Below are 26962 nucleotides of genomic sequence, written 5' to 3' on the forward strand. Positions count from 1 at the left end.
AGATGAAAATGCTTCTCGCAGAAAGATTTAGCGAGTTGGCCCTCTGAGAACTATCTCGTGCGATGACAGATCATTGTCCAAAAATGACAAAACGGATGTCTCAAATGCTCGCCTTTCGGTACGAGCTGGGGGTGCTGCCGGTCCAGCGTTGAAAGGCCCGGTGAAAATTGGCAGCAGAGGAAAAGCCGACATCATGTGCGATGGCCTCGACGCTTTTGCGTCCCGCCTGCAGGTCGCGGATCGCGATGTCGCGCCGCAGGGCATCCTTGATCGCCTGAAACGAGGTCCCATCCGCGTGCAACCTGCGGATCAGGGTGCGCGGGGTCATGTGCATCGCGGATGCTGTCTGGGTCAGGGTGGCCGCCACCCAGCCCGTTTGGCCCAGATATGTGCGCACCCGTAGCGATTGGGTATGCTCGCGCGAAGAGGTGAAGATCCAGTCCCGGGGCGCGTTTTGCAAAAACCGGTCAAGATCAGATGTGCTACGCGCTTGCACAGGGCCCAGAGCGTTCGGGCAGAAGGAGATCGCAGTGGCGGGTTGGCCAAATTGAAAGGGTGCCGGAAAGATGATCGCGTAATCCTGATCAAACTCCGGGCGCTCAAACGCGAAATCAACGGCCATAACCGGAACCTCATGCCCTGCCAGCCAAGACATGAGCCCGTGGGCAAGTTTGAGGATCAGCATATGCCCAAACCGCTGAACCTGCGCGTTACCTTGTGGTTTCAGCGTCAGCACCAACGCGCCTTCGGCGTCATCGAGATCAAACTGGTAGTCATCCAGCAGCAAATTCCAGAAGGTCGAAAACCGGTAGAGTGCTGATGCAAGAGACGTGGCCTCTCTGACAGTCGTTAAAAGATGCTGCAGGGCCCTTGGCCGGACGGGCCTGCTCCAAAGCCCCATCATCTCATCACCGGTCTCAACTGCGGCAAGTTGATAGAGACATACGATCTGATCCAGCGTGACGCGACCATTCGGCGCGCGCGTCTCCGCGTTCAGACCGGACCGGTTTAGCAGCGACGCCATCTGCGCCTCTGGGCACAGGTCACGCAGCGCCGCCAGCCAGTCATCGACAAACTGGTTGGAAACCGTGGACAGGATCGTTGGCGTGACATTGGTCATAACACCTCAGGAGGTATCACCAATTCCGGTCAACATGAAATACGGCACATGCAGATGGCGACCTTCGCAGATGACAGAATGTCAATGTCTCAACCAGACAACGCTCTGCTTGAACCCGTTTCAGTGGGGTCAGGCAACTTCAAACAGTGCTGCGGCCCCCATGCCTCCGCCAACACACATGGAGGTCACCACGTATTTTACGCCACGACGCCTTCCCTCAAGCAGAGCGTGCCCGACTTGTCTCGCACCTGTCATACCGTAGGGGTGGCCAATCGATATTGCACCGCCGTTCACATTGTAGGTTTCGGGATCGATTCCAAGATGGTCACGGCAATAAAGAACCTGGCAGGCGAATGCTTCGTTAAGTTCCCAAAGGCCAATGTCGCTCATGCGAAGACCTGCAATCTTCAGCAGCTTTGGAATGGCATAGATCGGGCCGACACCCATTTCTTCCGGTGCGTTTCCTGCAACAGCCATGCCGCGATAGATACCTAGCGGTGTGAGGCCCTGTTGCTCAGCCATTTTGCTTTCCATGAGCACACAGGCCGAGGCCCCGTCAGAAAGCTGGCTTGCGTTTCCGGCCGTGATCACGCCGCCTTCGACAACCGGGTTCAATGCCCCGAGTGTTTCGGCCGTCGTGCCCGGCCGGTTGCCTTCGTCTTTTGACAAGGTCACTTCTTCCAGGGTTTCCTCCCCAGTTTCGCGGTTTTTGACCCGCTTTATCGCAGTGATCGGGACGATCTCGTCTTCAAAGGCGCCAGCTGCCTGAGCCCGGGCCGTCCGACCTTGGGAAAAGCCATATAAAAGCTGCATAGTTTCTGCATAGAAACCATACACCACTTTGGGGTGGTTAAACCCACTTCGCCATCGGCGGTAAACTCATCAAAACGGCGTTGGCGTCATGGCCTGTTTCCAGCCCGAATTTAGTACCCCGATCATAGACCAGATTGTACTCCGCATACAGCCCGCGATGTACCAGTTGTGCGTCCTTCTCCACATCCCCCCATGGTTGGTTGCGGTGGCGTTCTGTGATCGGCACAAACGCAGGCAGGAAGGCACGACCAACATCTTGAATAAATTGAAAATCTTTTTCCCAATCACCTGTGTTGTGATCGTCTAAAAATATCCCTCCAACACCCCGCGCACGCCCCCGGTGTGGGACATAAAAATACTCATCCGCCCACTCTTTGAACCGCGGATAATAGGTCGGGTCATGGCGGTCACAATGCGCCTTCTGTACCGCGTGAAAATCCGCCGTATCCTTAGAAAATTCAAGGCAAGGATTCAAATCAGATCCCCCCCCAAACCACCACCCATGCGGCGTCCAAAACATCCGTGTGTTCATATGCACCGCCGGACAAAACGGGTTCTGCATATGCGCCACGAGCGAGATGCCAGATGCCCAAAAACGGGGGTCCTCAGCCATGCCAGAAAGGCCTTTGCGCGCCGCCATTGCTTTTTGCGCGCGCTCACCCAAAGTGCCGTAAACCGTAGAAATATTTACACCAACTTTTTCAAAAACGCGTCCGCCACGCATAACGCTCATCAAACCACCGCCTGCGTCAGAGCCATCTTCAGACTTCCTGGAGGTTTCAGTAATTTCAAATCTACCAGCCGGCGTATCATCTGCCGTAATTTGCGTATCTTCTAGCCCTTCAAAGGCGGCAACGATGTCATCCCGCAAACTGCGAAACCAAGCACTGGCGCGGTTTTTTTCATCGTTCATCTGCTCGGTCATAATGGCTCTCCTTTGATCGTTTGTTCCATAGCTGGAAATTGCCGACCAGACCAGTTCTTCCCGCCATAGATTGCAAAAAGCCGCAGCCAAGCTATCTTTGATCTATGCGTTACATCTTCATTATCCCAGTCTTAGCCCTCGCTGCATGCGCCACTCCACGTGAGCAATGCATCCAGAATGCGACCCAAGATCTGCGTGTATTGGACACCCTTATTGAACAAACAGAACTAAATATCGAACGCGGGTACGGTGTCGAAACGAGATTGGAAACCAATTACCGTTTTGAATATTGCGCCTCTCCAGCGCGTGGATATCGCTTTTGCAACCGCCCGGTTTTAGAACGGGTCGAACACCCTATCGCGTTGAATTTAGATGAAGAACGTCAAAAGCTACATCCAATGCAGCAAAGCAGACGTACCTTAGAAGAACGCAGCCGGACTGCGATTGCGACATGTAACACCAGCTATCCTGAAGGTTAATGCGCAGGTGCTGCGACCGGATCAAGCAAAGTACGCCCACCATCCACGGTCATAATTTGACCTGTCATAAAAGACGCGCTTTCGCAGGCTAAAAATTGGACGGCCTCAGCCACCTCAGCTGGACCTGCAATGCGCGCCATTGGTGTATGTGCAATAATCTCTTCGCGATATCCAGCGTGTGATTTGAGCTCGGATTTCAAACTCGCGCTCATAACACTACCAAAGGCCACAGCGTTCACACGAATGCGTTTGTCCGCCAGAGCAACCGCCAAAGATCGGGTCATCTGCTCCATCGCTGCTGCACTCACTGAAAGGGCAAGCAAATCCGGATGAGAAAAACGCGCCGCAATCGTTGATAGATTTACAATTGACCCAATTGTTCCGCCCTCTGATCCATCCTCTTCGGCCTGTTGAATCATCCTGCGTGCTATAGATTGGCTAAGGCGCAAACTGGTCATAAGGTTTTGATCTAACAGTGTTTCGATCACACCATCCTGCTCAGGGTCCAGCGGATCACATGTCGCCACTTGGCGGCTTGCATTTACCAAAATGTCGACGCGATCAAAGGCATCCAATGTCGCAGACAGCAAGTTTGCAACTGCCAACTTCTGACGCAAATCACCCGCAAAAAAACGAATATTGGAGGTTTCGTCGATTTCTCCGATTTCGTGTTTTAGCCCTTCTTCGTCCATGTCAGCAAACATCACGTTTGCCCCTTGCTCTACAAAATGGCGTGCAATTGCCAACCCCACACCATTTGCGGCGCCGGTGACGATTGCGGTTTTTCCAGAGATCGAAAATGACATGTGATGTCCTTGATGGTAGCGATATCAAATTGCACCCTAGGGGAAAATTCCTCTAAGCGCGAGGCCCACGTTTTACATGTCGCGATTGCAGCAATTTAAAGCCACTGTCGCCGCCTATTTCCTGCACATCGCGAAAAAATTCCGACAATGTATTTTCGTAAGGCAAATGTCGATTTGCCACCATTAACAACGTTCCACTTGGTTTCAATAGCCGTGCCGCAGCCTGGATAAACCCTTGCCCTAACGCGGGTTCTGCTGCGCGTGAGGTGTGAAACGGCGGGTTCATAACGACAGTATCCACGGGAGTTTTAAGCGAAAAAGAACGCGCATCATCCCAATGGAACGCTGCCCTAGCATCTTGAACATTCAGCTTGGCGCAAGTCAGCGCCTTTTCCTCTGCTTCAACTAGATGCAGTATTTCAACCCCTGCATTCTTTAGGATAGCGGATGAGAGATACCCCCACCCTGCACCCAGATCGACAACGACCCGCCCCAGTTTTTCCGGCAACGCATTCGCAAGCAGAAGTGATCCCCGATCAATCTTATCCGCAGAATAAACGCCCGAAATCGTGGCAAAACTCTCAGGTCCCAATGTTGGGCCGTCCTCGTGCCATTCTACAAATGCATTGGCTGGTACGAAGGAAAATAACTTCCCATGGGCCTTTGAATATGCCGAAGACGTCGACGTCATTTTACGGCACGCTTTGTATAGGCTGTCGATGCCGCTTGTTTTCAAACCATCAACAACGACGCGCTCTGCCGTGCAGGCCTCGGCCTCCGCAATCAGCGCGCGCGCTTCGGATTTTGACCGAGGTACGCAAATGATCGACAGACTGGCTGTGCCTTCAGCGCGTGTTGCAACTTTATAGCCACGCTCCAACCATGCCGCATGATCTGGGTAAAAGCTTTGGATAATAACCACGCGCTCTTTCGGGAGCGCAGAAAGGTCTTGATCTGCGATTGGCCGAAAAACGAAAATGGTACCTTCATCAGGGATCGCTAAATCCCCGCCGTCCACAGCGAGATTAATACGAGACGTCATAATAAAATCGCCCTATTCGCGTTCCATAGTGCATTGCAGCGGGTGTTCATTTTGGCGCGCCGCGTCCATAACCTGAGCCACTTTAGTTTCAGCAATTTCATGACTAAATATCCCAACGACAGCCAAACCCTTTTTATGAACCGTCAGCATAATCTCAAACGCTTGGGCATGGTTCAGGCCAAAAAATCGTTCCAGCACATGAACAACAAATTCCATCGGTGTGAAATCATCGTTGAGCAACATCACTTTGTACAGCGGAGGCCGTGCGGTCCGCGTGCGGGTTTTGGTCATCACACCCGTGTCATCATCGCCGTAATCCGACATCATAACTGTCTGGGTCATCATGTTGTGTTTCAAAGGAAGTTCCATCCGTCGCTGCATAATGATTATATAGCGGCCTGACGCGCAGTGAAAAGGGCAGGATGACGCATGAATGCAGGTTCAATGCAAAAAGTGACAACAATTGGCTTCGATGCGGATGATACGCTCTGGCATAATGAAAAATTCTTCCGAATTTCGCAGGAACGATTCGCAGAACTGCTCGGCGAATTTGCAGACAAAGATCACCTGGAACAACGCCTGTTAGACGCAGAACGACGCAACCTTGGGCACTATGGGTATGGGGTCAAAGGGTTTGTATTATCGATGATCGAAACCGCTCTGGATGTAACAGAAGAACGTGTTCCCGGCAGCGTCATTCGAGAATTGATCGACGCAGGGCAAGAAATGCTATCGCATCCAATTGATCTACTGCCCTACGTTTGTGAAACGCTCAATACCTTGTCGGAACACCACAAAGTTATTCTCATCACAAAGGGGGATTTGTTAGATCAGGAACGCAAATTGGCCCAATCTGGCTTGGGGGATCTTTTTGACGGAGTTGAAATCGTATCTGATAAAACACCTCAGATATATCATGACATTTTCACACGTCACGGGGATGGCCCAACTCGCGCTATGATGGTTGGAAACTCAATGAAATCAGATGTCATTCCCGCCATAAAAGCGGGCGCATGGGGGGTGTATGTTCCGCATGGTCTCATTTGGGAGCTTGAGCGCGCGGACGCACCTAAAAATGAATCACGTTTTAGACATCTTAAAGATCTCGGCGCGCTTCCCGCATGTATTGCGGCCCTTTGAGGGCGCATATATTGTTACCCGGACCGCATCAAACCACTAAACTTAGACCATTTCGTTCATCTGTTGCGTCAAAACCCGACCAGAAACTCTTGAAAAACAATTGTTTTCGCATCTGCCTTGCTATGTTATCGTAACATTAATCAATAAGAGCTGACCGAAAAATCGGCAGCCAGAGGCAGAAAAGGCAGGCGACGTGATGATGCGTCTTGGGCAGGGTTTTCGGACTTGGTGGACAGTTGCACTATGTGCGATCGCGGCAATCTTTGTGCCGCTTTATTCAATTGCGGCACCTTATGCGGCAATGGTTATTGATGCACGCAACGGTGAAGTTTTGCATTCGCGAAATGCAGACACACGGTTACACCCGGCGTCGCTCACCAAAATGATGACGCTTTATATTGCATTTGAAGCTGTCGAAAATGGCGAAATTTCGTTGGATACCGAGGTGCGCATCTCTCGTAACGCAGCGGCCGAACCCCCGTCTGAACTCGGTTTGCAAACTGGCCAACGTATCGCGTTGCGCTACCTGATCCGCGCAGCTGCTGTGAAATCCGCCAACGATGCGGCGACTGCCATCGGCGAAGCCATTGAAGGCAGCGAAGCCGCTTTCGCTCGTCGTATGAACCGCACCGCCCAAGCCCTAGGTATGTCGCGCACAACATTTCGCAACGCCAACGGACTTACGGAAGAAGGTCACCTTTCTACTGCTAGGGATATGACGACGCTTGGGCGTCATTTGTTCTATGACTACCCCCAATACTACAATATCTTTTCGCGCCGTTCGACCGACGCTGGCCTTCGGGTGGTCAACAACACCAACCGCCGGCTTCTCAACGCCTATAATGGTGCTGATGGTATCAAAACCGGATATACACGGGCTGCTGGATTTAATCTTGTTGCTTCAGCCGAACGTAACGGTGAACGTATTATCGCAACTGTTTTTGGCGGACGCAGCACTGCCACACGTAATGCCCGTGTCGCTGAATTGCTTGACCTTGGGTTTTCTCGTGCGCCGCGTAATGTTGCCATTAACCGCCCCGCGCGCCCCAATTATGGTACGACAACCCAGTCTGGTTCTCAGGTCATTGCCCGAAGTTTGCGCCCGACTCCGCGCCCAGACCGCGCGCCCTCTCAGGATTTAATGCTCGCGTTGGAAAATGAAATCCAACAAGCGCTGGAAGAAGCTCAAGAGGCTGCTGCAACAGAGTCCATTGATCTATCAGAAGCTGAAGAAATCCCACAAGAAGAACCAATCGTAGCCGAGATTATTGAGGATCCGATTGAAGAGCCCGAAGTAATTGAAGTGGCGGAAATTCCAGAAGTTGCCGAACCCGTTGTTGAAGAAATAGTGGTGGCAGAAGACATTCCCGAAGCTTCAGAATCTTCACAAGCGGAACCCCAAACCGATCCAGAAGTGATTTTGGCTTCCTTACAATCAAATACCATTTTGATTGAACCCGAACCAAGCTTCCAGCCACAGGCACCGATCATAGTAACCCGTACGGAAAATACCGGTGCTCGGGATTGGGGGGTTTCGATTGGCTATTTCAATTCGCAATACCACGCCGAGCGCGCGCTCATGCGGACCGCGTTAAACGAAATGACAACTCTGGACGCCACTGTACGGCGTGTTCATCGACGCTCGCGCGGATTTCAGGCGACATTTGTTGGCTTGACTGAAGGCGGGGCTGCATTGGCCTGTCGTCGATTGCAGGCACGTGGCACCGAATGCGAGACAGTCACACCGTAGATATCTGGTCCCCAGACCGTAACCGGAGTAAGCCATGACACAGTTTGTAGTTCCGTCAGTCGAAGTGTCTTCTGTCGCAATTTTTGGCAGTAATCTTCGCTTTCCGGTGCGGCGCATTTTTTGTGTTGGGCGTAATTATGCAGAGCATGCTCGAGAAATGGGGAATGATCCTGACCGCGAACCACCGTTTTTCTTTACCAAGCCTGCTGATGCGATTGTGGATGATGCGGCAATACTTCCCTTTCCGTCACAAACCGAAAACCTGCATCACGAAGCGGAACTGGTCGTTGCGATTGATACAGGAGGCACAGACATAACGCCGAATGATGCATTGGCGCATGTTTGGGGCTATGGTGTTGGAAACGACTTGACTCGACGCGATATGCAGGCCGCCGCTAAAGCGGCACGGCGCCCATGGGACATGGCAAAAGGATTTGATAATTCGGCGGTTTGTGGCCCCCTGCACCCCGTAGCTGAATCAGGGCACATCGAAAGCGGCGCGATTACAGCGCACGTCAATGGCAATTGCCGCCAAACTGGGGATGTCGCAGACATGATCTGGTCCATTTCGGACATTGTCGCAACACTATCGGGTTTGGTAACTTTAGCACCCGGAGACTTGATCTATACGGGCACCCCTGCTGGCGTCGGACCGATCAAACCGGGCGATAGCTGCACTATCGCAATTAATGGGCTAGGGTCAGTCACAACAACATTCGCAGCCAATTAAGGCCGCGGTGCATCGTCCCATTCATCCGACAAAATGCGCTGACTATCCCCATCCGGGTCTTCGTATTGACGCGACTTCACTGTCCAAAAAAACGCGAGCAATCCCACTCCGCCCAAAAACAGAGATATCGGAATGAGATAGGCCAGCATTTCCATTTTATCTTAACCTCAGTGCATTCAATGACACAGTAATCGAAGAAAGCGACATCGCCAAGGCTGCCGCCAACGGCGTTGCCAAACCAATCAAAGCAATTGGAACCGCAATCAAATTGTAAAGTGCCGCAATTCCGAAATTCTCTTTGATCCGGCGCGTCGCCTTTTGCGCTGTATGCAGGGCTTCGGCAATAGGTTCCAAATCTTCGCCCAGCAATACAATATCAGATGCGACCCGTGCAGCATCTAAAGCGGTTGCTGGCGACATAGAAACATGCGCTGCGGTAAGGGCCGCAGTGTCGTTCAATCCGTCCCCTACCATTAAAACCTTTGCCCCGGACGCCGTGAGGCTGTTGATGGCTTCGGCTTTTTCTTGCGGAACGGTTTCCGCCATCCAAGTGCCCACCCCGAGCTTAGCTGCCAAGGAGGCAACAGCGGCTTCGCTATCACCAGAAATGATCTGCACCGATTTACCTTGTGTGCGCAAAGCCTCGACAGCCGATTGTGCGCCGAGACGCAGGTTATCCTCAAACAGGAATGATAACGGTTCTGCGTCACCAGTTTTGAGATGGCTTGCGGTGGTTGAAGTGGCGTCGCCCCCGACCCAGGCTGCACGCCCCAAACGCACAGCTTGCCCATTGACCATCCCCTCCATTCCGTACCCCGGAACTTCACGCAGGTTGGCAACTTCGATATCGCAAACACCACGATCGGACAGTGCAGAGGCAATCGCTTTCGCTAAGGGATGCGCAGACCCTTTACTCAGCGCTTTGGCGATTTGTTGTGCCTCTGCGGAAAAACTCTCGGCGTTGATTAAAACAGGCTTGCCTTCGGTCAAAGTACCCGTTTTGTCAAAAACGACCGTATCCACCTCCGCCAACCGCTCAAGAGCGGTGCCGTGTTTAATCAACATTCCCTTACGAAATAAGCGCCCCGATGCCGCAGTAGTCACAGCTGGCACTGCCAAACCAAGGGCGCAGGGACACGTAATGATCAAAACAGCCACAGCGATATTCAAGGCGAACCGAACATCGCCACCGGTTATGAACAACCATGCAATAAAGGCGATCAACGCCAACAGATGCACACCCGGCGCATAAATCTGCGCGGCTTTGTCCGCCAACGACGTGTATTTATTACGTGCAGATTCTGCCATCGCCACCAAATCGGCCATACGGTGAAGCGAACTGTCCTCCCCCGCTGCAGTCACACGTAACGTGAGCGGTCCGGTCAAGTTGACCTCACCTGCACTGATGTCTTGCCCGGGTTTGGCGAAAACCGGTATCGTTTCACCCGTCAGCAATGATCTATCTATTTCACTGTGGCCTGAAACAACCACCCCATCAACTGGCATCCGACCACCCGGTTTTACCAAAACCAAATCACCAACAGCCAAAGATGCAATTGCGGTCACCACCTCAACATCATCCACGAGCTTAGTGGCGCGTGGAACTTCAAGTGCTGCCAATTCTTCAGCAGCAGAACGGGCCACTGCCCGTGTTCTGTGGTCCAGATACCGTCCGGCAAGCAGAAAGAATGTTAGTGACAATGCCGCGTCAAAATACGCCTGTTCGCCAGAATGAAACGTTTCAAACAGCGACATTCCACCCGCGAGTAAAATCGCCAATGAAATCGGAACATCCATATTTAACCGTCGAGCGGAAAGCGCAATCCAAGCATTCCGGAAAAAGGGTTGGGCTGAAAAGGCAATGGTTGGCAGGGCAATTGCCGCAGATATCCAGTGAAACAAATCACGTGTTGCGGCCTCTGCGCCCGACCAGACGGCGATGGACAGCATCATGACATTCATCATCGCGAAACCAGAAACGGCCAACCGTGTTAAGATTTCACGGCCCGCTTTGTCTGTTGCGGTAGCAGATATCGTTCCCGCATCCAGTTCATGCGCTTCATAACCTGCCTCACTTAAAACAGCGATCAATTCGCTTGTGTCTACCTCAGGGTATGTTTCGATATTTACGCGTTTCAGGGTCAAGTTCACCCGCGCGCCTACAACCCCGCTATGACGCAACAATGCCCGTTCCACCCCTGCTATGCAGCCTGCACAATGAATGGTCGGCAGTGATAACACTACGTTGACGTCTTGTGGCAATGCGGCCTTGGCCAGCGCTTCGGCAGAGGGAGCAGCAGAACAGGCTGGACACGCAGAGATGGCAGCGGCACTCATATTCTATCCTCTCACATATAAGACGAGACGTTGACGAAATTCGGTCCCATCGCTGGCCACAGCGGTAAAGCGTAAGTTCCAATTGCCACCGCCCAAACTGACAGCAGGTGCACGGTAAACTCCGTTTTCAAACTGAAACATCGGTGCGAAATCATCGCGCACATGGGTAGATCGCCCGAGGATGGCGCTCAAACTGTCCACTTCGACAGGCGCCCCATCGTCATCAGTGATCTCAAGCACCAGGTGATTGTCCACATAGCGTAACTCCGCAGACCAACCCAGCCCTTCCTGCGCAGCGCGATCAGCGTCAAAGCTTTGGCTTGCGACATAGGAATTACCAACTTCAAGACCTGGAAAGGTACTAACTGCACTCCAGGCCATGAAAAAATTAACGCCGATGATTACTGCAAACGCGCTCGCAGTAATTGCAAATACCTTACGGCCAGTGAGCGGTTTAGATGTCATTGGTCATTCCCATTAAAAACAGTGTCCACATAAGCACGTTCCCCGTTGGTCAAATCTTCGACCCATAGACGTAAATCTGTTCGTGCTGCTTGGGCCGCCAAAGTACCCGAGGGTGCCAGGACATAAACCCGTTGCATATAAGTATCATCCGCCGGTACCGGCACCGTCAAATCACTGTTCCCTTCAAGCGATATCACCAAAAGCTCTGGCGATGTCAGGGAGATGTGAAATTGGCGGTCTTCCCCATGTTTATTTCGCAAACGAACTTCGTAGGTGTTGCGAATAGATCCGTCCGACATGGTCACAAAGGTAGGATTGCGCACAGGCGAAACATTCATGTCGATCTCCGACCGGATGAACAACGCAAAGACCAACCCAAATCCGACCAATGACCACAAAGATGTATAGAGAATCGTACGGGGGCGCAAAATGTGTTTCCATACAGATTTTGGTGCTTCGCCCGCTCTTTCGGCAGCTTCGTCTTTAAGTGCCATGTAATCAATCAACCCACGAGGCTTACCAATTTTAACCATGACGTCATCACACGCATCAATACAGAGCGCGCATGTGATACATTCCAACTGCTGACCGTCACGAATATCGATCCCCACCGGACACACATTCACGCAGGCCATGCAATCAATACAGTCCCCTGTGTTTTCTTCACCTACGTTCTTTTTATTCAACTTACCACGAGGTTCACCGCGCCAATCGCGGTATGCAACAACCAGTGTATCTTCGTCCATCATGGCGGCCTGAATGCGTGGCCATGGGCACATGTAAATGCAAACTTGTTCCCGGGCCAATCCACCAAATACAAACGTTGTAGCCGTCAACACAGCGACAGTTGTATAGGCGACCATTGGCGCGTTCAGTGTAAACAAACTCACCAATAGCGTCGGGGCGTCCGCAAAATAAAACACCCAAGCGCCGCCGGTTGCCATCGCAATGATAATCCATGCGACCCACTTAGTGATCCGCAAACGTACTTTGCGCAGGTCCCATTTTTTCTGACGGTGTAGGCGCAGGCGGGCGTTGCGGTCACCTTCGATCCAACGTTCGACAAGAATAAACAAGTCGGTCCAAACTGTCTGTGGACAGGTATAGCCACACCAAACGCGGCCCAGTGCAGAGGTGAATAAAAACAAACCCAACCCAGCCATAATTAACAGCCCGGCTATAAAGTAAAATTCATCTGGCCAAATTTCGATCCAAAAGAAAAAGAACCGCCGGTTTGCCAAATCAAGCAAGACAGCCTGATCGGGTAAATTCACCCCGCGATCCCAACGGATCCATGGCGTTAGATAATATATCCCCAAGGTGACAACCATAATCACCCATTTGAGGTTACGAAATTTGCCTGACACTCTGCGAGGGAAAATAGGTTCCCGTGCCGCATAGAGGGTTGGGGGTGTCTCGTTGTTCAAGGAATCTCTCCGATGTCCTGTGCGCGTAATAGCGCTCTTGTCACACATGCCTGCATGAATAACTTTGACCTACGTCAAACTTTATACCCGCGCGAGGCATAGGTTTGTCACATGTGACAGTCTGTCCTTTCGTTCGAAATATTACCTGATTTTCCTCAAATTTTCTTCCGAAATAAAAAGGGAGGGTAAACACCCCCCTCTTTAAATTTACTCAAATAACTGGTTAATGTAGGCATCGGCCCCCAGGAAACGCGCGAACAGGACGGGCGCCGATGCCGGTTCCAGAGGCGCGAACCTCTGGAATTCTGTTATTCACCACCACCAAGCTGGTGAACATAAATTGACACTGCGCGAACATCTGCTTCGCTCAAGCGGCCGCCCCAACTTGGCATCACGCCAAAGCGGGCGTTGGTCACAGTTTCTCTAAGGGCTTCGGCATTTCCACCATATAGCCAGATCGCGTCAGTCAGATTTGGTGCACCTTGAAACCGATCACCTGTGCCGTCATCCGCGTGACAGCTTGCACAGTTATCAAGGAACAAATCAGAACCAGCCGCAGCCAACACAGGGTCCGACTCCTGACCTGAAATTGCCATTACGTGATTGACGATTTGGTCGACCTCGGTGTCCTCAAGGAAATCACCAAAGGCCGGCATTTGCGAAAACCGCGCATCCAGATCTTCTTCGTTGCGGATCCCGTGGTTTACAGTTGCGTAGATCTCATCAATTGAACCACCCCAGAGCCAATCGTTATCCAAAAGATTTGGATAACCTGTTGCACCAGCTGCACCTGAGCCGTGACATTGCGCACACCATGTCCGAAACACGGAACCACCTGCATTGATTGCAAAGCGATTTAGATTTTCGTCCTCAGGAACAGCGTCAAGCGGTGTCGCAACAAGGGTCGCCTCAATTTCTGCATTTCTGGCATCAAAAGCTTCGATCTCAGTTTGGACTTCGGCCCGTGTGGAATAGCCCAACAAGCCCGGTGTCGCCCCGTTGATCAATGGCCATGCCGGATAGGCGATCATGTACCCAATACCCCAAACGATGCAGGCGTATAGCGTATAAAGCCACCAGCGCGGCAGAGGGTTATTGAACTCTTCGATCCCATCCCAGGAGTGACCTGTGGTTTCTGGATCTTGTTGTTCTACGGGTTTCTTACTCATTGCCGCGCCTCCATAGCTTGTGCCTCAGCATCGCTGGCGGGTTCATTTTCATGACGAAAGGGGATGTCTGCGGTATCTGTGTAAGTCTTGGTGCTGCCTGGACGAAATGCCCAGACAATGACACCTAAGAAAAAACAGAAAAGAAACAAAAGCCCCCAACTGTCCGCGAATTCACGCATAAAGGAATAGGTATCCATAACGCCCTCCTCTATCGGCTTGCGTCAGGTGTGAAGGTCGAAAAATCAACCAACGTGCCTAACATCTGCAAATACGCGATCATGGCATCCATTTCCGAAACGCCAGGTTGGCCATCAAAGTTACGGACTTGTGCTCCCGGATACCGTTCAACTGTCGCATCCCAATCGCTATCGGGATCAGCCTGCGCCATAAAGTCAAACGCCGCGTTTTCAACCATATCGTCGGTGTAAGGCACACCAACAAACCTATGAGTGCTAACCAACTCTTGGATGTGAGTAGGCTCAATCAGGTTATTTTCTAAAAACGCGTAGGATGGCATGATGGATTCTGGCACCACAGATTGCGGATCCCGCAAGTGATCAAGATGCCATTCATCAGAATAACGCCCACCAACACGCGCGAGATCAGGACCAGTACGCTTTGATCCCCATTGGTGTGGGTGGTCATACATTGACTCAGCCGCCAATGAATAATTCCCGTACCTTTCAACCTCGTCACGCATGGGACGGATCATTTGCGAGTGGCACGTATAGCACCCCTCACGAATGTAAACGTCGCGCCCTGTCAGCTCGAGCGGGGAATAAGGGCGCATGCCCTCCACTTCCTCAATTGTGTTTTCGAGGTAGAACAGAGGTGCAATTTCAACAATCCCACCAATCGACACCACAAGAAGCGATCCAACAAGAAGCAACGTTGCATTCTTTTCCAGTACCGCGTGTTTATCAAGAATTCCCATTTTTCGGTCCTTCCTTATTCAGCGGGCGCTGCGGCAGCGGCAGGGGCTTTCGCCTCGCCTTTTGCTACAGTCATCCAAAGGTTATAGGCCATGATCAGCGCACCACCGAGGTACATAACGCCCCCCAATCCGCGAACCACATTCATCGGGAACTTCGCCGCGACGGAGTCAACAAATGCGTTTACAAGGAAACCATTTGCATCAACTTCACGCCACATCAGCCCCTCCATAATACCGCTGACCCACATGGATGCCGCATAAAGAACGATACCGATCGTCGCGAGCCAAAAGTGCCAATTCACGAGTTTGAGGCTATAAAGGCCTGTTTTGTTCCACAGCTTCGGGAAGAGGTAGTAAAGCGCCCCAAAGGTAATCATCCCGTTCCAACCCAAAGCACCAGAATGCACGTGGCCAATGGTCCAGTCGGTATAGTGGCTCAGAGAGTTCACAGCACGGATCGACATCATCGGTCCTTCGAATGTGGACATCCCGTAGAACCCGATAGAAATCACCATCATACGAATGATTGGATCGGTGCGCAGCTTGTCCCAAGCGCCTGAAAGCGTCATCAGACCGTTGATCATACCACCCCAGCTTGGCATCCATAGAATGATTGAGAAAACCATACCCAGTGTACCTGCCCAGTCCGGCAAAGCAGTATAGTGCAGGTGGTGTGGACCAGCCCAGATGTATAGGAAGATCAGCGCCCAGAAGTGGATGATTGACAGTTTGTAGGAGAAAACCGGACGCTCAGCCTGCTTTGGCACAAAGTAATACATCATGCCCAAGAAACCAGCAGTCAAGAAAAACCCAACCGCATTGTGGCCGTACCACCATTGAGTCATCGCATCTTGAACACCAGCGAAAATCTGAACTGATTTAGACCCAAAGATGGATACCGGGATCGAAATGTTATTCACAACATGCAGCATCGCAACGGTGATAATGAAAGACAGATAAAACCAGTTCGCCACATAAATATGAGGTTCTTTACGTTTGATAATGGTTCCCATAAACACCGCAAGATACGCAAGCCACACGACGGTCAACCAAATATCAACGTACCATTCAGGTTCTGCGTATTCCTTGGATTGTGTTGAGCCCAACAAATACCCAGTCGCAGCAAGCACGATAAACAGCTGATAGCCCCAAAACACAAACCATGCGAGGTTTCCACCCCAAAGCCGCGCCGCAGATGTACGCTGCACCACATAAAAAGAAGTACAGATCAGCGCGTTCCCACCAAAAGCGAAAATAACCGCTGAAGTGTGTAACGGGCGCAAACGACCAAAATTGGTGAACCCTTCGGCCCAATCAAAATTCAGCACCGGAAAGGCAAGCTGAAAGGCAATGAATGTCCCAGCTAAAAAGCCAACGACGCCCCAAAAAGTTGTCGCAATAGCGCCTGCACGAACAACATCGTCCATGTAACCCGTTTCAGGTGCCGGTTTTGTTTCATGCGTATTTCGCAACGTCCACAGAAATACGCCACCTGCCACCAGCATCACCAAAATGGCATGCAACTGGTAGGCAAGATCGCGTGCATAGTTGGCTGCAATCGCAGCCAGGACCGTGATCAGCCCCAACACGATGAGCTTAAGATAGTCCCACATAAAGCGTCCCTTCGTCTTTTCCCCCGCCGACTCAGCATTCGCCGAGGGGTTTCTCGATTAGCTGCCGTAGTAATGGGCACGGCAGTTGTCGCCTTGATCCATATCAAACTGGACGCGTCATCTCTTTGATCGAAGTCAAAGCGCCTGATCAACTTTCTCCTTAGCTTTCGAAATAAGCGAATTAAGAAAGAGATGAGACAATGGGTTTTAAAACGATACTGAACATCGTCACAGATGCAGATGTTTCTGCACCTCCGCTAGAACGCGCACTTGCTATTTCTAAAGTCGAAGACGCACATCTTGATGTCATGTGCCTAGGCATCGATCGCACTCAAACAGGATATTACTACGCTGGTGCAAATGCACTTGTGCAGCAGGAAACCCTGATACGCGCCAGAGAGGAGGCTGAAACTCTCGAAACATCCATACGCCAACGCCTTTCTACAGAAACCGTCGCATGGTCGGTTGAATCAGGTGTCGCCCAGTTGGCCGGCCTTGCTCGTATAATCGCCCATCGCGCGCGATTTGCCGATTTGGTCGTTCTTCCTAAACCTTACGGAAAATCCCGTGGGCAAGAAATCGAAGCAATTGTCGAAGCAGCAATGTTCGAGGGCCACGCCCCCGTCTTGGTTGTTCCGGATAGCTGCGAAGCCGCGACGATCCCCCGCCGCGTGGTTGTTGCGTGGAACGAAAGCACCGAAGCCCTTTCCGCCATTCGTGCCGCCCTACCGGCGTTGCGCGCAGCCGAAGAGGTGAATATTGCAATTATTGATCCACCCACCCACAGTCCAGATCGCTCTGACCCCGGCGGGGCGTTATCGCAAATGCTAGTACGGCATGGCGTAAAGGCTGAAATCTCAGTCCTTGCAAAAACCATGCCACGTGTTTCTGATGTTTTGTTGCGCCATGCCCGTGACATTGACGCTGACCTGATGGTTATGGGGGCATATGGCCATTCGCGATTCCGCGAAGCTATATTAGGTGGGGCTACTCGAAATATGCTCGAACACGCCGAAGTTCCGGTCCTGATGGCGCATTGACGCCGACACCTCTTATACTAGGTAACCACCATCAGCATCATCCCCGGTTTCATCCAACAAACGTTGGAAATCGGGGATCGTCACATGGCGTTTTCCTTCCAATTGGATAACGCCATCTTTTTTCAATGCGGAAATCTGACGACTTACTGTCTCAAGCGTTAGACCGAGGTAGTTTGACATCGCATCACGTGTGAGCGGCAAATCAAACGTCTTTGGCGTACCGCCCCCTTTGGTCAGAGTAGCATCGCGACGCGCGATGATCGCAATCAAGCTTGCGATCTTTTCCCGTGCAGTTTTGCGCCCCAGCAACAACATCCATTCCCGCGCAGCATCCAATTCGTCGAGCGTCATTTCCAACAGGCGCTGCGCGATATGCGGGGTTTCGGCCATCATTTTTTCAAACGGCTTACGGCGAAAACAACACATAACCAGATTGGTTGTAGCCGTCACATCAAAGGCGGCTTCATCACGCCCCGGACGTCCCACAAAATCAGACGGTAGCAAAAGCCCAACCATCTGTGTTCGCCCATCTTCCATAGTTTGACTTAAGGTCGCGATACCCGACACAACGGAGGCCACAAAATCCATGTGGTCCCCTGACCACACAACAGTTTGCCCCGCTTCGTAGCTGCGGTAGTATTTAATTTCATCCAACACCGCTAATTCATCTGCCTCACACCGCGCGCAAACCGCACGATGGCGGATCGGGCAGTCGCTACAATCTTTAAAGCCGAGTTTAAGTTCTTGAATGCTCATTGGCGTCTTTTCTTGATCTGAGTCAAAGTGGCGTATCAGTTTCAATGTCATGGTATTGGAATGACTCTGAATTCACAACTCGCGCAGCACGGTCTTTTTGACGCGCGTGTGCCCCGCTATACGAGCTATCCAACTGCGCCGCATTTTTCGGCATCAATTGGAGCTAGCGAACATGAAAAATGGATACGGGCGATCCCCGAAAATGGGCAGATATCGCTTTATATACACGTGCCATTCTGTCGGCGGCTCTGTTGGTTTTGCGCCTGTCGCACACAAGGGACACAATCAGAAAAACCCGTTTTAAGTTACTTGGAAACTCTGAAAACTGAATTGCGACACCTCGGGAACATGTTGCCCGATGGCATAACGCTTTCAAGGCTTCATTGGGGTGGTGGTACACCTACCCTACTCTCCCCCACTATGATGAGCGAACTGGCAGCTGCTATCTTTAACGTCGTGCCTATGGGTGAAAATGCAGAGTTTTCAGTTGAAATTGACCCAAATGAAATCGATCAACATCGATTAGAAGCTTTGGCAGCGGCGGGTATGAATCGCGCGTCTATCGGTGTGCAGGACTTTGATCCAGAGATTCAAAAAATCATTGGCCGCCCTCAAAGTTATGAAATCACCCGCGACGCCGTCGAAGGATTACGCGCCCAAGGTATCCAAAGCTTGAATGCCGATATTTTGTATGGGCTACCTCATCAAAACACCCACCGCATTTCAGATTCGGTTCAAAAACTTCTATCGTTGTCCCCTGACCGCGTTGCTCTCTATGGCTACGCCCATGTTCCATGGATGGCCAAACGCCAGCAAATGATCCCCTCAGATTCACTTCCGTCACCAGAAGAACGGCTTGCGTTATTTGATGCCGCGCAAAAGCTTTTCAACTTCGATGGATACCAAACCATTGGTATCGATCATTTTGCACTGCCAAGTGATGGTCTGGCAATCGCCCAACGAAATGGCATGCTTCGCCGCAATTTTCAGGGCTACACAGATGATCAGGCAAGCGCATTGATCGGGGTTGGTGCCTCTTCGATTTCCCGGTTTCCTCAGGGGTTCACTCAAAACGCCCCAGCGACATCTGCCCACACGAACGCAGTGCGAAATGGGTCGTTCTCGACACACAAAGGGCATGCATTTTCACAGGATGATCTCATCCGCAGTCGCATGATCGAAGCTTTGATGTGTGATTTTGAAATTTCGGCGGACGACATCAAGCAGCGCTTTGATATCAAGAGAACAGATATTACCGACATGTTTGATGAGGCAGCAAAAACGTTTGGCGATATGGTGCGGGTCACGCCAGAACGATTCTTCATTCCCGAATATGCCCGCCCCTTAACCCGCGTGATAGCCCGTGCGTTTGACGCTTACGATTTATCCAAAGCTGGGCATAGCTCAGCTGTCTGAAGGGCCGAACGATAAAATATAGTCCAGCAATTTTGGCAAGCAGACTGTTTTTAGGTCGTAGTTCGATATAATCGTTTCACGCGCCATGATCCGCATTGGCGCGAACTTTACTGGTTCCGCCAGACATTCCGTTAGAACCCGACCCCACGCCGCGACATCAAAGAACTCAACCAAACGACCATTCACACCGTCGATGATCACTTCTTGAACAGGGGCTGTTTTTGACCCGACGACCATTGCGCCCATGCTCATTGCCTCAAGCATGGACCATGACAACACAAATGGATACGTCAGATAGGCATGTACGCGACTGATCTGCATAATGGATTTAAAGTCGTTGTAGGACACGCGCCCGACGAAATGCACACGTGACCGATCGATCTGTCCCCCCAACTCATCCAACATAACCTGTTTCCAACTGCGTCCGTCTGCGGGGGATCCACCGTACCCTTTGCCATCTCCGCCAATCAACACCACATGGGCATTTGGGCGATTTCGCAGCACCTCTGGCAAAGCACGCATGAAAATATGAAAACCACGCTGAGGTTCAAGATTCCGGTTGATGAATGTTAGAACTTCATCACCAGCCCGTAGCGTCACGCCAGTATTTGGAACCGTATATTCTGCCGCCAGATTTGGCTGCAATCCATCGGTGTCGATACCATCATGGACGACCTTCATATCCGCCCGCATCGCAGCGGGGAAAGTCCCGGCCTGCCACGACGTTGGGGCGTAAGAGCCGTCGGCTTGTGTCATTGCCTGAGACAAATGCGCAAGTTTGCTGATCGTGGAAATACGTGCATTTAGTGTTGAAGTTTGAAACTCTGCATCAAAATCCGCGTCCAAACCACGGGTCGCGTAATAGAATTCACCAAATAAAATAAGCTTAGCATTCGGCCAGACTTCTTTCAGAAAAAGAGTCTCTCCCCATCCCGGATGACCAACAATGATGTCGGGCGTATATCCTTGTTCTTTTTGGACATGAGCAGCCACCTGCGCAACACGTGCGCCCCGTTCGGCATGCCCAGCATAATGGGTACCCGGCCCCATAGGCTTTGTTTCATAATCCCAACGATAACGAACCGTGGGAATCCCAGTTTCACGTTCATTGGTTGACGCCGTGATCACACCAATATTGTGCCCCAATTTTCTGAGGGCAGGCGCCAGAAACTTAAATTGCCCTGGAAAATTTTGATGCACAAAAAGGATATTCATTACAAAACTCTATCGTTAGCCAAAGGCCGCTGCCAACAGTTCCTTTGTATAATCTGTTTCTGGTGCGTCAAAAATCTGGGCGCTTGGGCCATATTCAACAACATCACCCCGTTTCATCACAATCACCTTGTGACTAACGGCGCGAACTACACGCAAATCATGACTGATAAACAGATAGGCCAATCCATATTTTTGCTGGAGGTTGCGCAGCAAATCGACAATCTGCACCTGCACCGTCATATCGAGCGCAGACGTTGGTTCGTCCAATACGACAAGCTTGGGCCGTAAAATCATCGCCCGCGCAATGGCAATCCTCTGACGTTGACCACCAGAAAACTCATGTGGGTAGCGATCCATGGTTGCAGGGTCTAGCCCTACTTCTTCCATGATCTCAGCCACCATGTCCCGCGGTGCACGATCTCGGTCCATGCCATGAACACCCAAGCCTTCGGCTATGATCTGAAATGCAGACATCCGCGGCGACAGCGACCCATAAGGGTCTTGGAACACAATTTGCATGTCACGGCGCAGTTTGCGCAGCTCTTTTGCATTGAGTTGATCAATCCGATCACTAAAAAAGGCGACAGGCCCCTCAGACGCGATAAGCCGCATCATAGCCAATGCAAGCGTGGTTTTCCCTGATCCAGATTCACCAACGATACCGAGCGTTTCGCCCTGCCGCACTGACAGCGTCGCGTTGTTCACAGCTTTGACATGACCAACCGTACGTCGCAGTAATCCTTGCTGTATCGGGAACCAGATTTTCAGCCCGTCAGCCGAAACCACCTCAACCGCATCGTCGGGAACAGGGTCAGGCGTACCAGTTGGTTCAGCCGCTAATAATGTCTGTGTGTAAGGATGTTGGGGATTTGCAAATATATCCGCTGTTATCCCCTCCTCTACCACTTCACCATGCTGCATCACATACACACGATCAGCTATTTTTCTGACCACGCCAAGATCATGGGTGATGAACAGAAGGCTCATGTTTTCAGATGTTTTCAAATCCGCCAACAGCTTAAGAATTTGCGCCTCAATCGTCACATCCAAAGCCGTTGTCGGTTCATCCGCTATCAGAAGGTCGGGTTTGTTTGCCAGCGCCATAGCGATCATAACTCTTTGGCGTTGCCCACCGGACAATTGATGCGGGTAGGAATTGAGCCGACTTTCAGCATCGTGAATGCCTACTCTTTCCAGCAATTCAATAATACGAATACGTGCGGCGGACCCGTCTAATCCTTGGTGCAAAGACAGACTTTCACCAAGTTGTTTTTCGATCGTGTGAAGGGGGTTCAACGACGTCATCGGTTCCTGAAAAATAAAACTAATGTCGTTCCCACGTACGCGGCGCAGTTCGGCGTCGTCAGCGGTCGTCATTTCAGTATTCAGATAACGCACTGATCCTTCGATCTGCGCACTGTCAGGCAGTAGCGCCACGGTCGAAAGGGCAGACACGGATTTACCGGAACCAGACTCCCCCACAATTGCAACAGTTTCACCTTCACCCACATGAAACGACACGCCTTTCACTGCGGGGATCAGTTGACCGTCTTGTTTAAATGAAACCCGAAGGTTGTTGATGTCGAGAACCCTGTTCATTCAAACGTCTTTCGCGGATCGAAAGCGTCTCGCACGCCTTCAAAGATGAAAACCAACAGCGACAGCATGATCGCGTAAGTGAAAAAGGCGGTGAACCCCAACCAAGGCGCGTGCAGGTTTTGTTTGCCCTGCAACGTGAGTTCCCCGAGTGACGGGGACGAAGACGGCAACCCAAACCCTAGGAAATCAAGCGAGGCCAGCGTTGCAATCGCGCCAGTCACTAGGAATGGTAAAAACGTCAACGTCGCCACCATCGCGTTGGGCAGCATATGCCTAAACATGATGGTAATGTCAGACACGCCAAGCGCTTTGGCAGCACGTACATACTCAAAGTTCCGGGCACGCAAAAATTCTGCACGGACAACCCCGACAAGCCCTGTCCAGCCAAACAAAATCGCCACGAAAACCAATATCCAGAAACTTCGCCCCAGCGTGGCCAGCAAAATAATGATGACATAGAGCTGCGGTGTACCGTTCCAGATTTCAATAATGCGTTGAAAAATAAGGTCAACCCAACCGCCAAAGTACCCCTGAACGGCGCCAGCCGCGATACCAATGATGGAAGCAACAGACGTCACGATAAGTGTGTAAAGAATTGACAGCCGAAAACCGTAAATCACCCGCGCAAGAACATCGCGTTTGGTGTCATCTGTCCCCAGCCAATTGTTGGCATCAGGTGCAGACGGCGCAGCACCTGGAATGTCCACGATGCTATCGAACGCGTAAGGAATGATCGGCCATAAAATCCAACCTTCATAGAAACCGTCAACGCCATCGGTGTAACTACCCCCCTCGATGCCTTGGATGATTTCCTCAGGAATATCAAAACAATCTTGCATCCCGCCAGATCTGATCAAACATTGCACTTCGATGTCACTATAAATCGCCTCTGTCTGAAAATCACCGCCAAAGGCCGTTTCAGGATAAAACCGATGCACAGGTGAATACAGTTCGCCACGATAGCTGACCAACAATGGCTGATCATTCGCGACATATTCTGCGAACAGTGAAATCGTGAAAATCACGGAGAAGATGATCAGCGACCAAAAGGCCCGTCCATTGCGGCGGAAGTTGCGCCATCTGCGTTGATTGAGAGGGGAAAGTGTCATCATACCTGCCTCGCCTCAAAATCAATGCGCGGATCAATCAGCACATACATCAGATCGGATACCAACCCGATCAACAGCCCCAACAACCCAAAGGCATAGAGCGTTCCAAAGACCACTGGATAGTCACGTGCGACCACAGCATCAAACCCAAGCCGCCCCAGACCATCCAAAGAAAACAGCGTTTCTATGATCAAAGACCCACCAAAGAAAACGCTAACAAATAAGGCTGGGAAACCCGCAATGACGATCAACATCGCGTTGCGAAAGATATGCCCATATAGCACCCGAGACTCCGATAGTCCCTTCGCACGGGCTGTCACCACATATTGCTTGCGAATTTCATCTAAAAACGAATTCTTAGTCAGCAAGGTCAATGTCGCAAAGCTGGAAATCGTCGAAGCAATCACAGGCAAAGCAATATGCCAGAGGTAATCTAGTATTTTGCCGCCCACACTGAGTTCTTCAAAATTGTCCGACGTTAGCCCCCTAAGTGGGAATATCTGCCAGTAAGACCCGCCCGCAAAGAGAACCAACAATAATATAGCAAATAAGAAACCCGGAATCGCGTAAGCGACAATAATCGCGCCAGAGGTCCAAGTATCAAAAGGTGTGCCATCTTTGACGGCTTTGCGTACCCCCAATGGGATCGACACCATATAAGCGATCAATGTGGACCAAAGCCCCAAGGTGATTGAAACGGGCATTTTTTCCAGAACCAATTCAAAAACGCCAACGGATCGGAAATAGCTTTCCCCGAAATCAAGCCGGATGTAATCCCACATCATCAGGAAAAACCGTTCAACCAACGGTATCGCCTCTTTGCTGCATTCTGGGGCCTCAAGGTCAGGTGTGCCGGTAAATCCTTCGCTGCACACCAACCGCGCAAAGCCAAATTGCAACTCAAGCTCTTCGATGAAATCTTCGGGCAGACCACGGGAACCGGCGTATCGTTCGTCGCCGCCCACTTGTTCTATACCCGCATCGCCCCCTCCGCCGATCTGCTCAGAGGCGTCACCCTCCCCTTCGATCCGCGCAATGAGGTTTTCAATTGGGCCACCGGGCACAAATTGAATAAGCGCAAAGTTGATGATCATAATCCCAACCAAAGTGGGAATAATCAGTAGCAAACGCCGAAGTATATAGGCGGCCATGACCCTGCTTTCTTGTTATCTTAGCGCGCCTTCGGCACGCAATTCTTCTGCTCTTTCAGCGTTATACCACCAGAAATCCAACTCTCCCAGTGCATAAAGGTGGCAACACCTCAGGGTGTTCGAACATATCGTAGTAAGCGACGGTATAGACATTCTTATACCATTGCGGCGTGCGGAACTGTAACGCGCGCAACACACGATCCAAAGCCCGTACCGCTGTTGTTAGTTCTTCACGCGAATTTGCGGCCTCAACATGTTCAATCAATCGGTCCACAGCGGGATCTGCAACGCCAGCTTTGTTAAAAACAGAGGTCTGCGCCGTGTCAGATCCAAACCATTGGCGCAACCCAGAACCTGGCGTGTATCCCATACGATAGCTTTCGGTCAGCATATCAAAATCGTAGCTGCGTTCGCGGTTGGTCGCCTGCGCCTGATCCACGCGATCCTGCACCGCATCTATGCCCAAACGGCGTAGGTTTTCGATGTATGGATTTATGATTCGCTCAAACGTTTGACTATCGTTCAAAAATTCGACCCGCAGAACTGTACCTTGCGCATTACGACGCATCCCATCGTCGCCAACCGTCCAGCCCGCGTCGTCTAGCAAGGTTGATGCACGACGCAGCGCACTACGGTCCAGCTGTCGCGAGCGCGACACTGGAGACGTAACAGGCTCATCGGTCAGCACACCTTCTGGCAAAAGATCAGCCAAAGGTGTTAACAACGCCAATTCAGCTTCGGACGGTATTCCAGTCGCAGCCAGTTCGGTATTTTCCCACAGGGAATTATTACGTTCATACAGCCCGTAGAACAGCGTTTCGTTGGACCATTCAAAATTAAACATCAGCCCAATCGCCTCGCGCACGCGCGGGTCCTGAAACTGTGGACGTCGAAGGTTGTAGATAAAGCTCTGACCGGGGGCGATATTCCCGTTGGGCAGCTCGCGCTGAACAACCCAGCCTTCTTCTAACGCAGGAAAATCATAGCCTGTAGCCCAAATCAGCGACGCTGCCTCATTGCGGAACGTGTAACTACCGCCTTTGAAACCCTCAAACGCAGCGTTGTAATCCGCGTAGTATTCGATCCGAATACGGTCAAAATTATTGCGCCCGACGTTTATTGGCAGAGCCTCGCCCCAATAATTTTCGTTGCGGGCATATATCAACGTCTGACCGACATCTATTTCATCAATAACATACGGCGCAGAACCAAGCATTGGCGTCAGCATGCTTTCCTCGAGATCAAGGTCGTTCGCTATATAATGCGCTTTTGAAAACACCGGCAGACTGCCGACCAGCTCAGGCAAGTCACGGGTTTGCACCCCTTCGACAAAAGTATAGCGCACCTGCAATGGACCCAACATTTCGACACTTGCAACCTGCCGTTCCAGTTGGGCGCGAAAACTGGGCAATCCCTTTTCCGCAAACACTTCATACGAGAAAATCACATCTTCTGCCGTTAGTAGACTACCGTCAGAAAACTCCACATCGGGGCGGATGTTAAAAATCACCCAACTGCGGTCTTCTGGGTATTCTAACGATTCAGCCAACAATCCATAATTTTCGCCAATTGTATCCGACGTCGTAGTTAGCAATGTTTCATAAAACATCGATGCCAAGGCTCCGGCACGCCCTTGTGTCGAATAGGGGTTCATCGAATCAAAACCACCAAAAGCCCATTCCGAGATTTCACCACCTTTAGGCGCATCAGGATTCACATAATCCAAATGGGCAAAATCAGCCGGATACTTCAAATCACCAAATGTCGAAATCCCGTGACTTCGAATGATACTTTCTTGAGCGAATGCCAATCCAGCCCAAAACAAAACAACAACACTTAAGGCCATCAAATGGAACATCGAGAATATACGATGTCGTTGAATTGAAACGGCCTTGGCGCGGATGCGGTGCTGCATATGGTCCTCCG

The 26962-nt window shown here is 51.2% G+C and carries 24 protein-coding genes and 2 pseudogenes; 6 read left to right on the forward strand and 20 right to left on the reverse strand.

Annotated elements, in window-relative coordinates; all coding sequences use genetic code 11:
• Positions 1-100 precede the first annotated feature (100 nt).
• The 3 genes and pseudogenes from G9C99_RS07380 to hemF form a co-directional block, all read right to left on the reverse strand.
• Positions 101-1120 (reverse strand): AraC family transcriptional regulator, encoded by a 1020-nt coding sequence (locus G9C99_RS07380; RefSeq protein ID WP_166416804.1) that lies wholly within the window; start codon positions 1118-1120, stop codon positions 101-103.
• 129 nt (positions 1121-1249) lie between these two features.
• A pseudogene (locus G9C99_RS07385) lies at positions 1250-1912 on the reverse strand (acetyl-CoA C-acyltransferase); the annotation flags it as partial.
• Positions 1913-1970: 58 nt separating this feature from the next.
• On the reverse strand, positions 1971-2858 hold the full coding sequence (gene hemF / locus G9C99_RS07390; protein ID WP_166416805.1) for an oxygen-dependent coproporphyrinogen oxidase: 888 nt from the start codon (positions 2856-2858) through the stop codon (positions 1971-1973).
• A 104-nt stretch (positions 2859-2962) separates the two neighbouring features.
• Between hemF and G9C99_RS07395 the strand changes: the two genes are divergently transcribed.
• On the forward strand, positions 2963-3337 hold the full coding sequence (locus tag G9C99_RS07395) for a hypothetical protein (RefSeq protein WP_166416806.1): 375 nt from the start codon (positions 2963-2965) through the stop codon (positions 3335-3337).
• Here G9C99_RS07395 and G9C99_RS07400 read toward each other — a convergent pair.
• From G9C99_RS07400 to clpS, 3 genes are read right to left on the reverse strand one after another with little or no spacing between them, the layout of a single operon-like run.
• Positions 3334-4143, reverse strand: a complete 810-nt coding sequence (locus G9C99_RS07400) for an SDR family NAD(P)-dependent oxidoreductase (protein ID WP_166416807.1) — start codon at positions 4141-4143, stop codon at positions 3334-3336. The genes G9C99_RS07395 and G9C99_RS07400 overlap by 4 nt on opposite strands.
• Before the next feature lie 52 nt (positions 4144-4195).
• Positions 4196-5185: a class I SAM-dependent methyltransferase gene (locus G9C99_RS07405; protein ID WP_166416808.1), complete on the reverse strand. Its 990-nt coding sequence runs from the start codon at positions 5183-5185 to the stop codon at positions 4196-4198.
• A 12-nt stretch (positions 5186-5197) separates the two neighbouring features.
• A complete protein-coding gene (gene clpS / locus G9C99_RS07410) occupies positions 5198-5530 on the reverse strand; it encodes an ATP-dependent Clp protease adapter ClpS (RefSeq protein ID WP_205859834.1) in 333 nt (110 codons plus the stop codon).
• Between the two features lie 84 nt (positions 5531-5614).
• Here clpS and G9C99_RS07415 point away from each other — a divergent pair, with 84 nt between their 5' ends.
• The 3 genes from G9C99_RS07415 to G9C99_RS07425 all read left to right on the forward strand — a co-directional run bounded on the left by G9C99_RS07415 (position 5615) and on the right by G9C99_RS07425 (position 8805).
• Positions 5615-6325, forward strand: coding sequence for an HAD family hydrolase (locus tag G9C99_RS07415; protein ID WP_231704005.1), 711 nt, complete (start codon positions 5615-5617; stop codon positions 6323-6325).
• A 199-nt stretch (positions 6326-6524) separates the two neighbouring features.
• Entirely contained in the window at positions 6525-8075 is a 1551-nt protein-coding gene (locus G9C99_RS07420; RefSeq protein ID WP_166417119.1) for a D-alanyl-D-alanine carboxypeptidase family protein, read from the forward strand.
• 34 nt (positions 8076-8109) lie between these two features.
• A complete protein-coding gene (locus G9C99_RS07425; RefSeq protein ID WP_166416809.1) occupies positions 8110-8805 on the forward strand; it encodes a fumarylacetoacetate hydrolase family protein in 696 nt (231 codons plus the stop codon).
• Here the strand turns inward: G9C99_RS07425 and ccoS are convergent.
• The 8 genes from ccoS to ccoN form a co-directional block, all read right to left on the reverse strand.
• Positions 8802-8960, reverse strand: coding sequence for a cbb3-type cytochrome oxidase assembly protein CcoS (gene ccoS, locus G9C99_RS07430; protein ID WP_166416810.1), 159 nt, complete (start codon positions 8958-8960; stop codon positions 8802-8804). The two genes, G9C99_RS07425 and ccoS, sit on opposite strands and share 4 nt — an antisense overlap.
• 1 nt (position 8961) lies before the next feature.
• Complete coding sequence (locus tag G9C99_RS07435) at positions 8962-11142, reverse strand: heavy metal translocating P-type ATPase (protein WP_166416811.1); 2181 nt, start codon at positions 11140-11142, stop codon at positions 8962-8964.
• Positions 11143-11145: 3 nt separating this feature from the next.
• Positions 11146-11607, reverse strand: a complete 462-nt coding sequence (locus tag G9C99_RS07440; protein ID WP_166416812.1) for a FixH family protein — start codon at positions 11605-11607, stop codon at positions 11146-11148.
• On the reverse strand, positions 11604-13082 hold the full coding sequence (gene ccoG / locus G9C99_RS07445; RefSeq protein WP_166416813.1) for a cytochrome c oxidase accessory protein CcoG: 1479 nt from the start codon (positions 13080-13082) through the stop codon (positions 11604-11606). Before ccoG ends, G9C99_RS07440 begins: the two co-directional genes overlap by 4 nt.
• Before the next feature lie 260 nt (positions 13083-13342).
• Positions 13343-14203, reverse strand: a complete 861-nt coding sequence (gene ccoP, locus G9C99_RS07450; RefSeq protein ID WP_166416814.1) for a cytochrome-c oxidase, cbb3-type subunit III — start codon at positions 14201-14203, stop codon at positions 13343-13345.
• Positions 14200-14400: a cbb3-type cytochrome c oxidase subunit 3 gene (locus G9C99_RS07455; protein WP_166416815.1), complete on the reverse strand. Its 201-nt coding sequence runs from the start codon at positions 14398-14400 to the stop codon at positions 14200-14202. The genes ccoP and G9C99_RS07455 overlap by 4 nt, the downstream gene beginning before the upstream one ends.
• A gap of 11 nt (positions 14401-14411) precedes the next feature.
• Positions 14412-15137 (reverse strand): cytochrome-c oxidase, cbb3-type subunit II, encoded by a 726-nt coding sequence (ccoO, locus tag G9C99_RS07460; RefSeq protein ID WP_166416816.1) that lies wholly within the window; start codon positions 15135-15137, stop codon positions 14412-14414.
• Between the two features lie 14 nt (positions 15138-15151).
• On the reverse strand, positions 15152-16750 hold the full coding sequence (gene ccoN / locus G9C99_RS07465) for a cytochrome-c oxidase, cbb3-type subunit I (RefSeq protein ID WP_166416817.1): 1599 nt from the start codon (positions 16748-16750) through the stop codon (positions 15152-15154).
• Between the two features lie 200 nt (positions 16751-16950).
• On the opposite strand from ccoN, the gene G9C99_RS07470 reads away from it, so the two are divergent.
• Positions 16951-17790, forward strand: a complete 840-nt coding sequence (locus G9C99_RS07470; protein ID WP_166416818.1) for a universal stress protein — start codon at positions 16951-16953, stop codon at positions 17788-17790.
• Between the two features lie 12 nt (positions 17791-17802).
• On the opposite strand, the gene fnrL is transcribed toward G9C99_RS07470, so the two are convergent.
• Positions 17803-18546, reverse strand: coding sequence for a transcriptional regulator FnrL (fnrL, locus tag G9C99_RS07475; protein WP_166416819.1), 744 nt, complete (start codon positions 18544-18546; stop codon positions 17803-17805).
• A gap of 60 nt (positions 18547-18606) precedes the next feature.
• Between fnrL and hemN the strand changes: the two genes are divergently transcribed.
• The gene (gene hemN, locus G9C99_RS07480; RefSeq protein WP_166416820.1) at positions 18607-19962 is read left to right on the forward strand and encodes an oxygen-independent coproporphyrinogen III oxidase; all 1356 of its coding nucleotides are present in this window, start codon (positions 18607-18609) and stop codon (positions 19960-19962) included.
• Here the strand turns inward: hemN and G9C99_RS07485 are convergent.
• The 5 genes and pseudogenes from G9C99_RS07485 to G9C99_RS07505 form a co-directional block, all read right to left on the reverse strand.
• Entirely contained in the window at positions 19951-21177 is a 1227-nt protein-coding gene (locus G9C99_RS07485) for a glycosyltransferase (protein ID WP_166416821.1), read from the reverse strand. The genes hemN and G9C99_RS07485 overlap by 12 nt on opposite strands.
• A gap of 15 nt (positions 21178-21192) precedes the next feature.
• The gene (locus G9C99_RS07490) at positions 21193-22776 is read right to left on the reverse strand and encodes an ABC transporter ATP-binding protein (RefSeq protein ID WP_166416822.1); all 1584 of its coding nucleotides are present in this window, start codon (positions 22774-22776) and stop codon (positions 21193-21195) included.
• Positions 22773-23885: an ABC transporter permease gene (locus tag G9C99_RS07495; protein ID WP_166417120.1), complete on the reverse strand. Its 1113-nt coding sequence runs from the start codon at positions 23883-23885 to the stop codon at positions 22773-22775. The genes G9C99_RS07490 and G9C99_RS07495 overlap by 4 nt, the downstream gene beginning before the upstream one ends.
• A complete protein-coding gene (locus G9C99_RS07500; RefSeq protein WP_166416823.1) occupies positions 23885-25036 on the reverse strand; it encodes a microcin C ABC transporter permease YejB in 1152 nt (383 codons plus the stop codon). Before G9C99_RS07500 ends, G9C99_RS07495 begins: the two co-directional genes overlap by 1 nt.
• 15 nt (positions 25037-25051) lie before the next feature.
• A pseudogene (locus G9C99_RS07505) lies at positions 25052-26882 on the reverse strand (extracellular solute-binding protein).
• Positions 26883-26962: the final 80 nt, after the last annotated feature.

It is taken from the genome of Cochlodiniinecator piscidefendens (assembly GCF_011326755.1).
Taxonomy (GTDB): Bacteria; Pseudomonadota; Alphaproteobacteria; order Rhodobacterales; family Rhodobacteraceae; genus Cochlodiniinecator; species Cochlodiniinecator piscidefendens.

Coding starts and splice junctions, on each gene's coding strand:
- G9C99_RS07395 (WP_166416806.1), top strand. CDS start 2,963: ATGCGTTACATCTTCATTATCCCAGTCTTAGCCCTCGCTGCATGCGCC.
- ccoP (WP_166416814.1), bottom strand. CDS start 14,203: ATGAGTAAGAAACCCGTAGAACAACAAGATCCAGAAACCACAGGTCAC.
- G9C99_RS07485 (WP_166416821.1), bottom strand. CDS start 21,177: ATGAATATCCTTTTTGTGCATCAAAATTTTCCAGGGCAATTTAAGTTT.
- G9C99_RS07500 (WP_166416823.1), bottom strand. CDS start 25,036: ATGGCCGCCTATATACTTCGGCGTTTGCTACTGATTATTCCCACTTTG.
- G9C99_RS07425 (WP_166416809.1), top strand. CDS start 8,110: ATGACACAGTTTGTAGTTCCGTCAGTCGAAGTGTCTTCTGTCGCAATT.
- G9C99_RS07435 (WP_166416811.1), bottom strand. CDS start 11,142: ATGAGTGCCGCTGCCATCTCTGCGTGTCCAGCCTGTTCTGCTGCTCCC.
- G9C99_RS07440 (WP_166416812.1), bottom strand. CDS start 11,607: ATGACATCTAAACCGCTCACTGGCCGTAAGGTATTTGCAATTACTGCG.
- G9C99_RS07490 (WP_166416822.1), bottom strand. CDS start 22,776: ATGAACAGGGTTCTCGACATCAACAACCTTCGGGTTTCATTTAAACAA.
- G9C99_RS07455 (WP_166416815.1), bottom strand. CDS start 14,400: ATGGATACCTATTCCTTTATGCGTGAATTCGCGGACAGTTGGGGGCTT.
- ccoG (WP_166416813.1), bottom strand. CDS start 13,082: ATGTGTGACAAGAGCGCTATTACGCGCACAGGACATCGGAGAGATTCC.
- G9C99_RS07495 (WP_166417120.1), bottom strand. CDS start 23,885: ATGACACTTTCCCCTCTCAATCAACGCAGATGGCGCAACTTCCGCCGC.
- G9C99_RS07415 (WP_231704005.1), top strand. CDS start 5,615: ATGAATGCAGGTTCAATGCAAAAAGTGACAACAATTGGCTTCGATGCG.
- fnrL (WP_166416819.1), bottom strand. CDS start 18,546: ATGAGCATTCAAGAACTTAAACTCGGCTTTAAAGATTGTAGCGACTGC.
- ccoO (WP_166416816.1), bottom strand. CDS start 15,137: ATGGGAATTCTTGATAAACACGCGGTACTGGAAAAGAATGCAACGTTG.
- G9C99_RS07380 (WP_166416804.1), bottom strand. CDS start 1,120: ATGACCAATGTCACGCCAACGATCCTGTCCACGGTTTCCAACCAGTTT.
- ccoN (WP_166416817.1), bottom strand. CDS start 16,750: ATGTGGGACTATCTTAAGCTCATCGTGTTGGGGCTGATCACGGTCCTG.
- G9C99_RS07420 (WP_166417119.1), top strand. CDS start 6,525: ATGCGTCTTGGGCAGGGTTTTCGGACTTGGTGGACAGTTGCACTATGT.
- hemF (WP_166416805.1), bottom strand. CDS start 2,858: ATGACCGAGCAGATGAACGATGAAAAAAACCGCGCCAGTGCTTGGTTT.
- hemN (WP_166416820.1), top strand. CDS start 18,607: ATGACTCTGAATTCACAACTCGCGCAGCACGGTCTTTTTGACGCGCGT.
- G9C99_RS07400 (WP_166416807.1), bottom strand. CDS start 4,143: ATGTCATTTTCGATCTCTGGAAAAACCGCAATCGTCACCGGCGCCGCA.
- G9C99_RS07405 (WP_166416808.1), bottom strand. CDS start 5,185: ATGACGTCTCGTATTAATCTCGCTGTGGACGGCGGGGATTTAGCGATC.
- clpS (WP_205859834.1), bottom strand. CDS start 5,530: ATGATGACCCAGACAGTTATGATGTCGGATTACGGCGATGATGACACG.
- ccoS (WP_166416810.1), bottom strand. CDS start 8,960: ATGGAAATGCTGGCCTATCTCATTCCGATATCTCTGTTTTTGGGCGGA.
- G9C99_RS07470 (WP_166416818.1), top strand. CDS start 16,951: ATGGGTTTTAAAACGATACTGAACATCGTCACAGATGCAGATGTTTCT.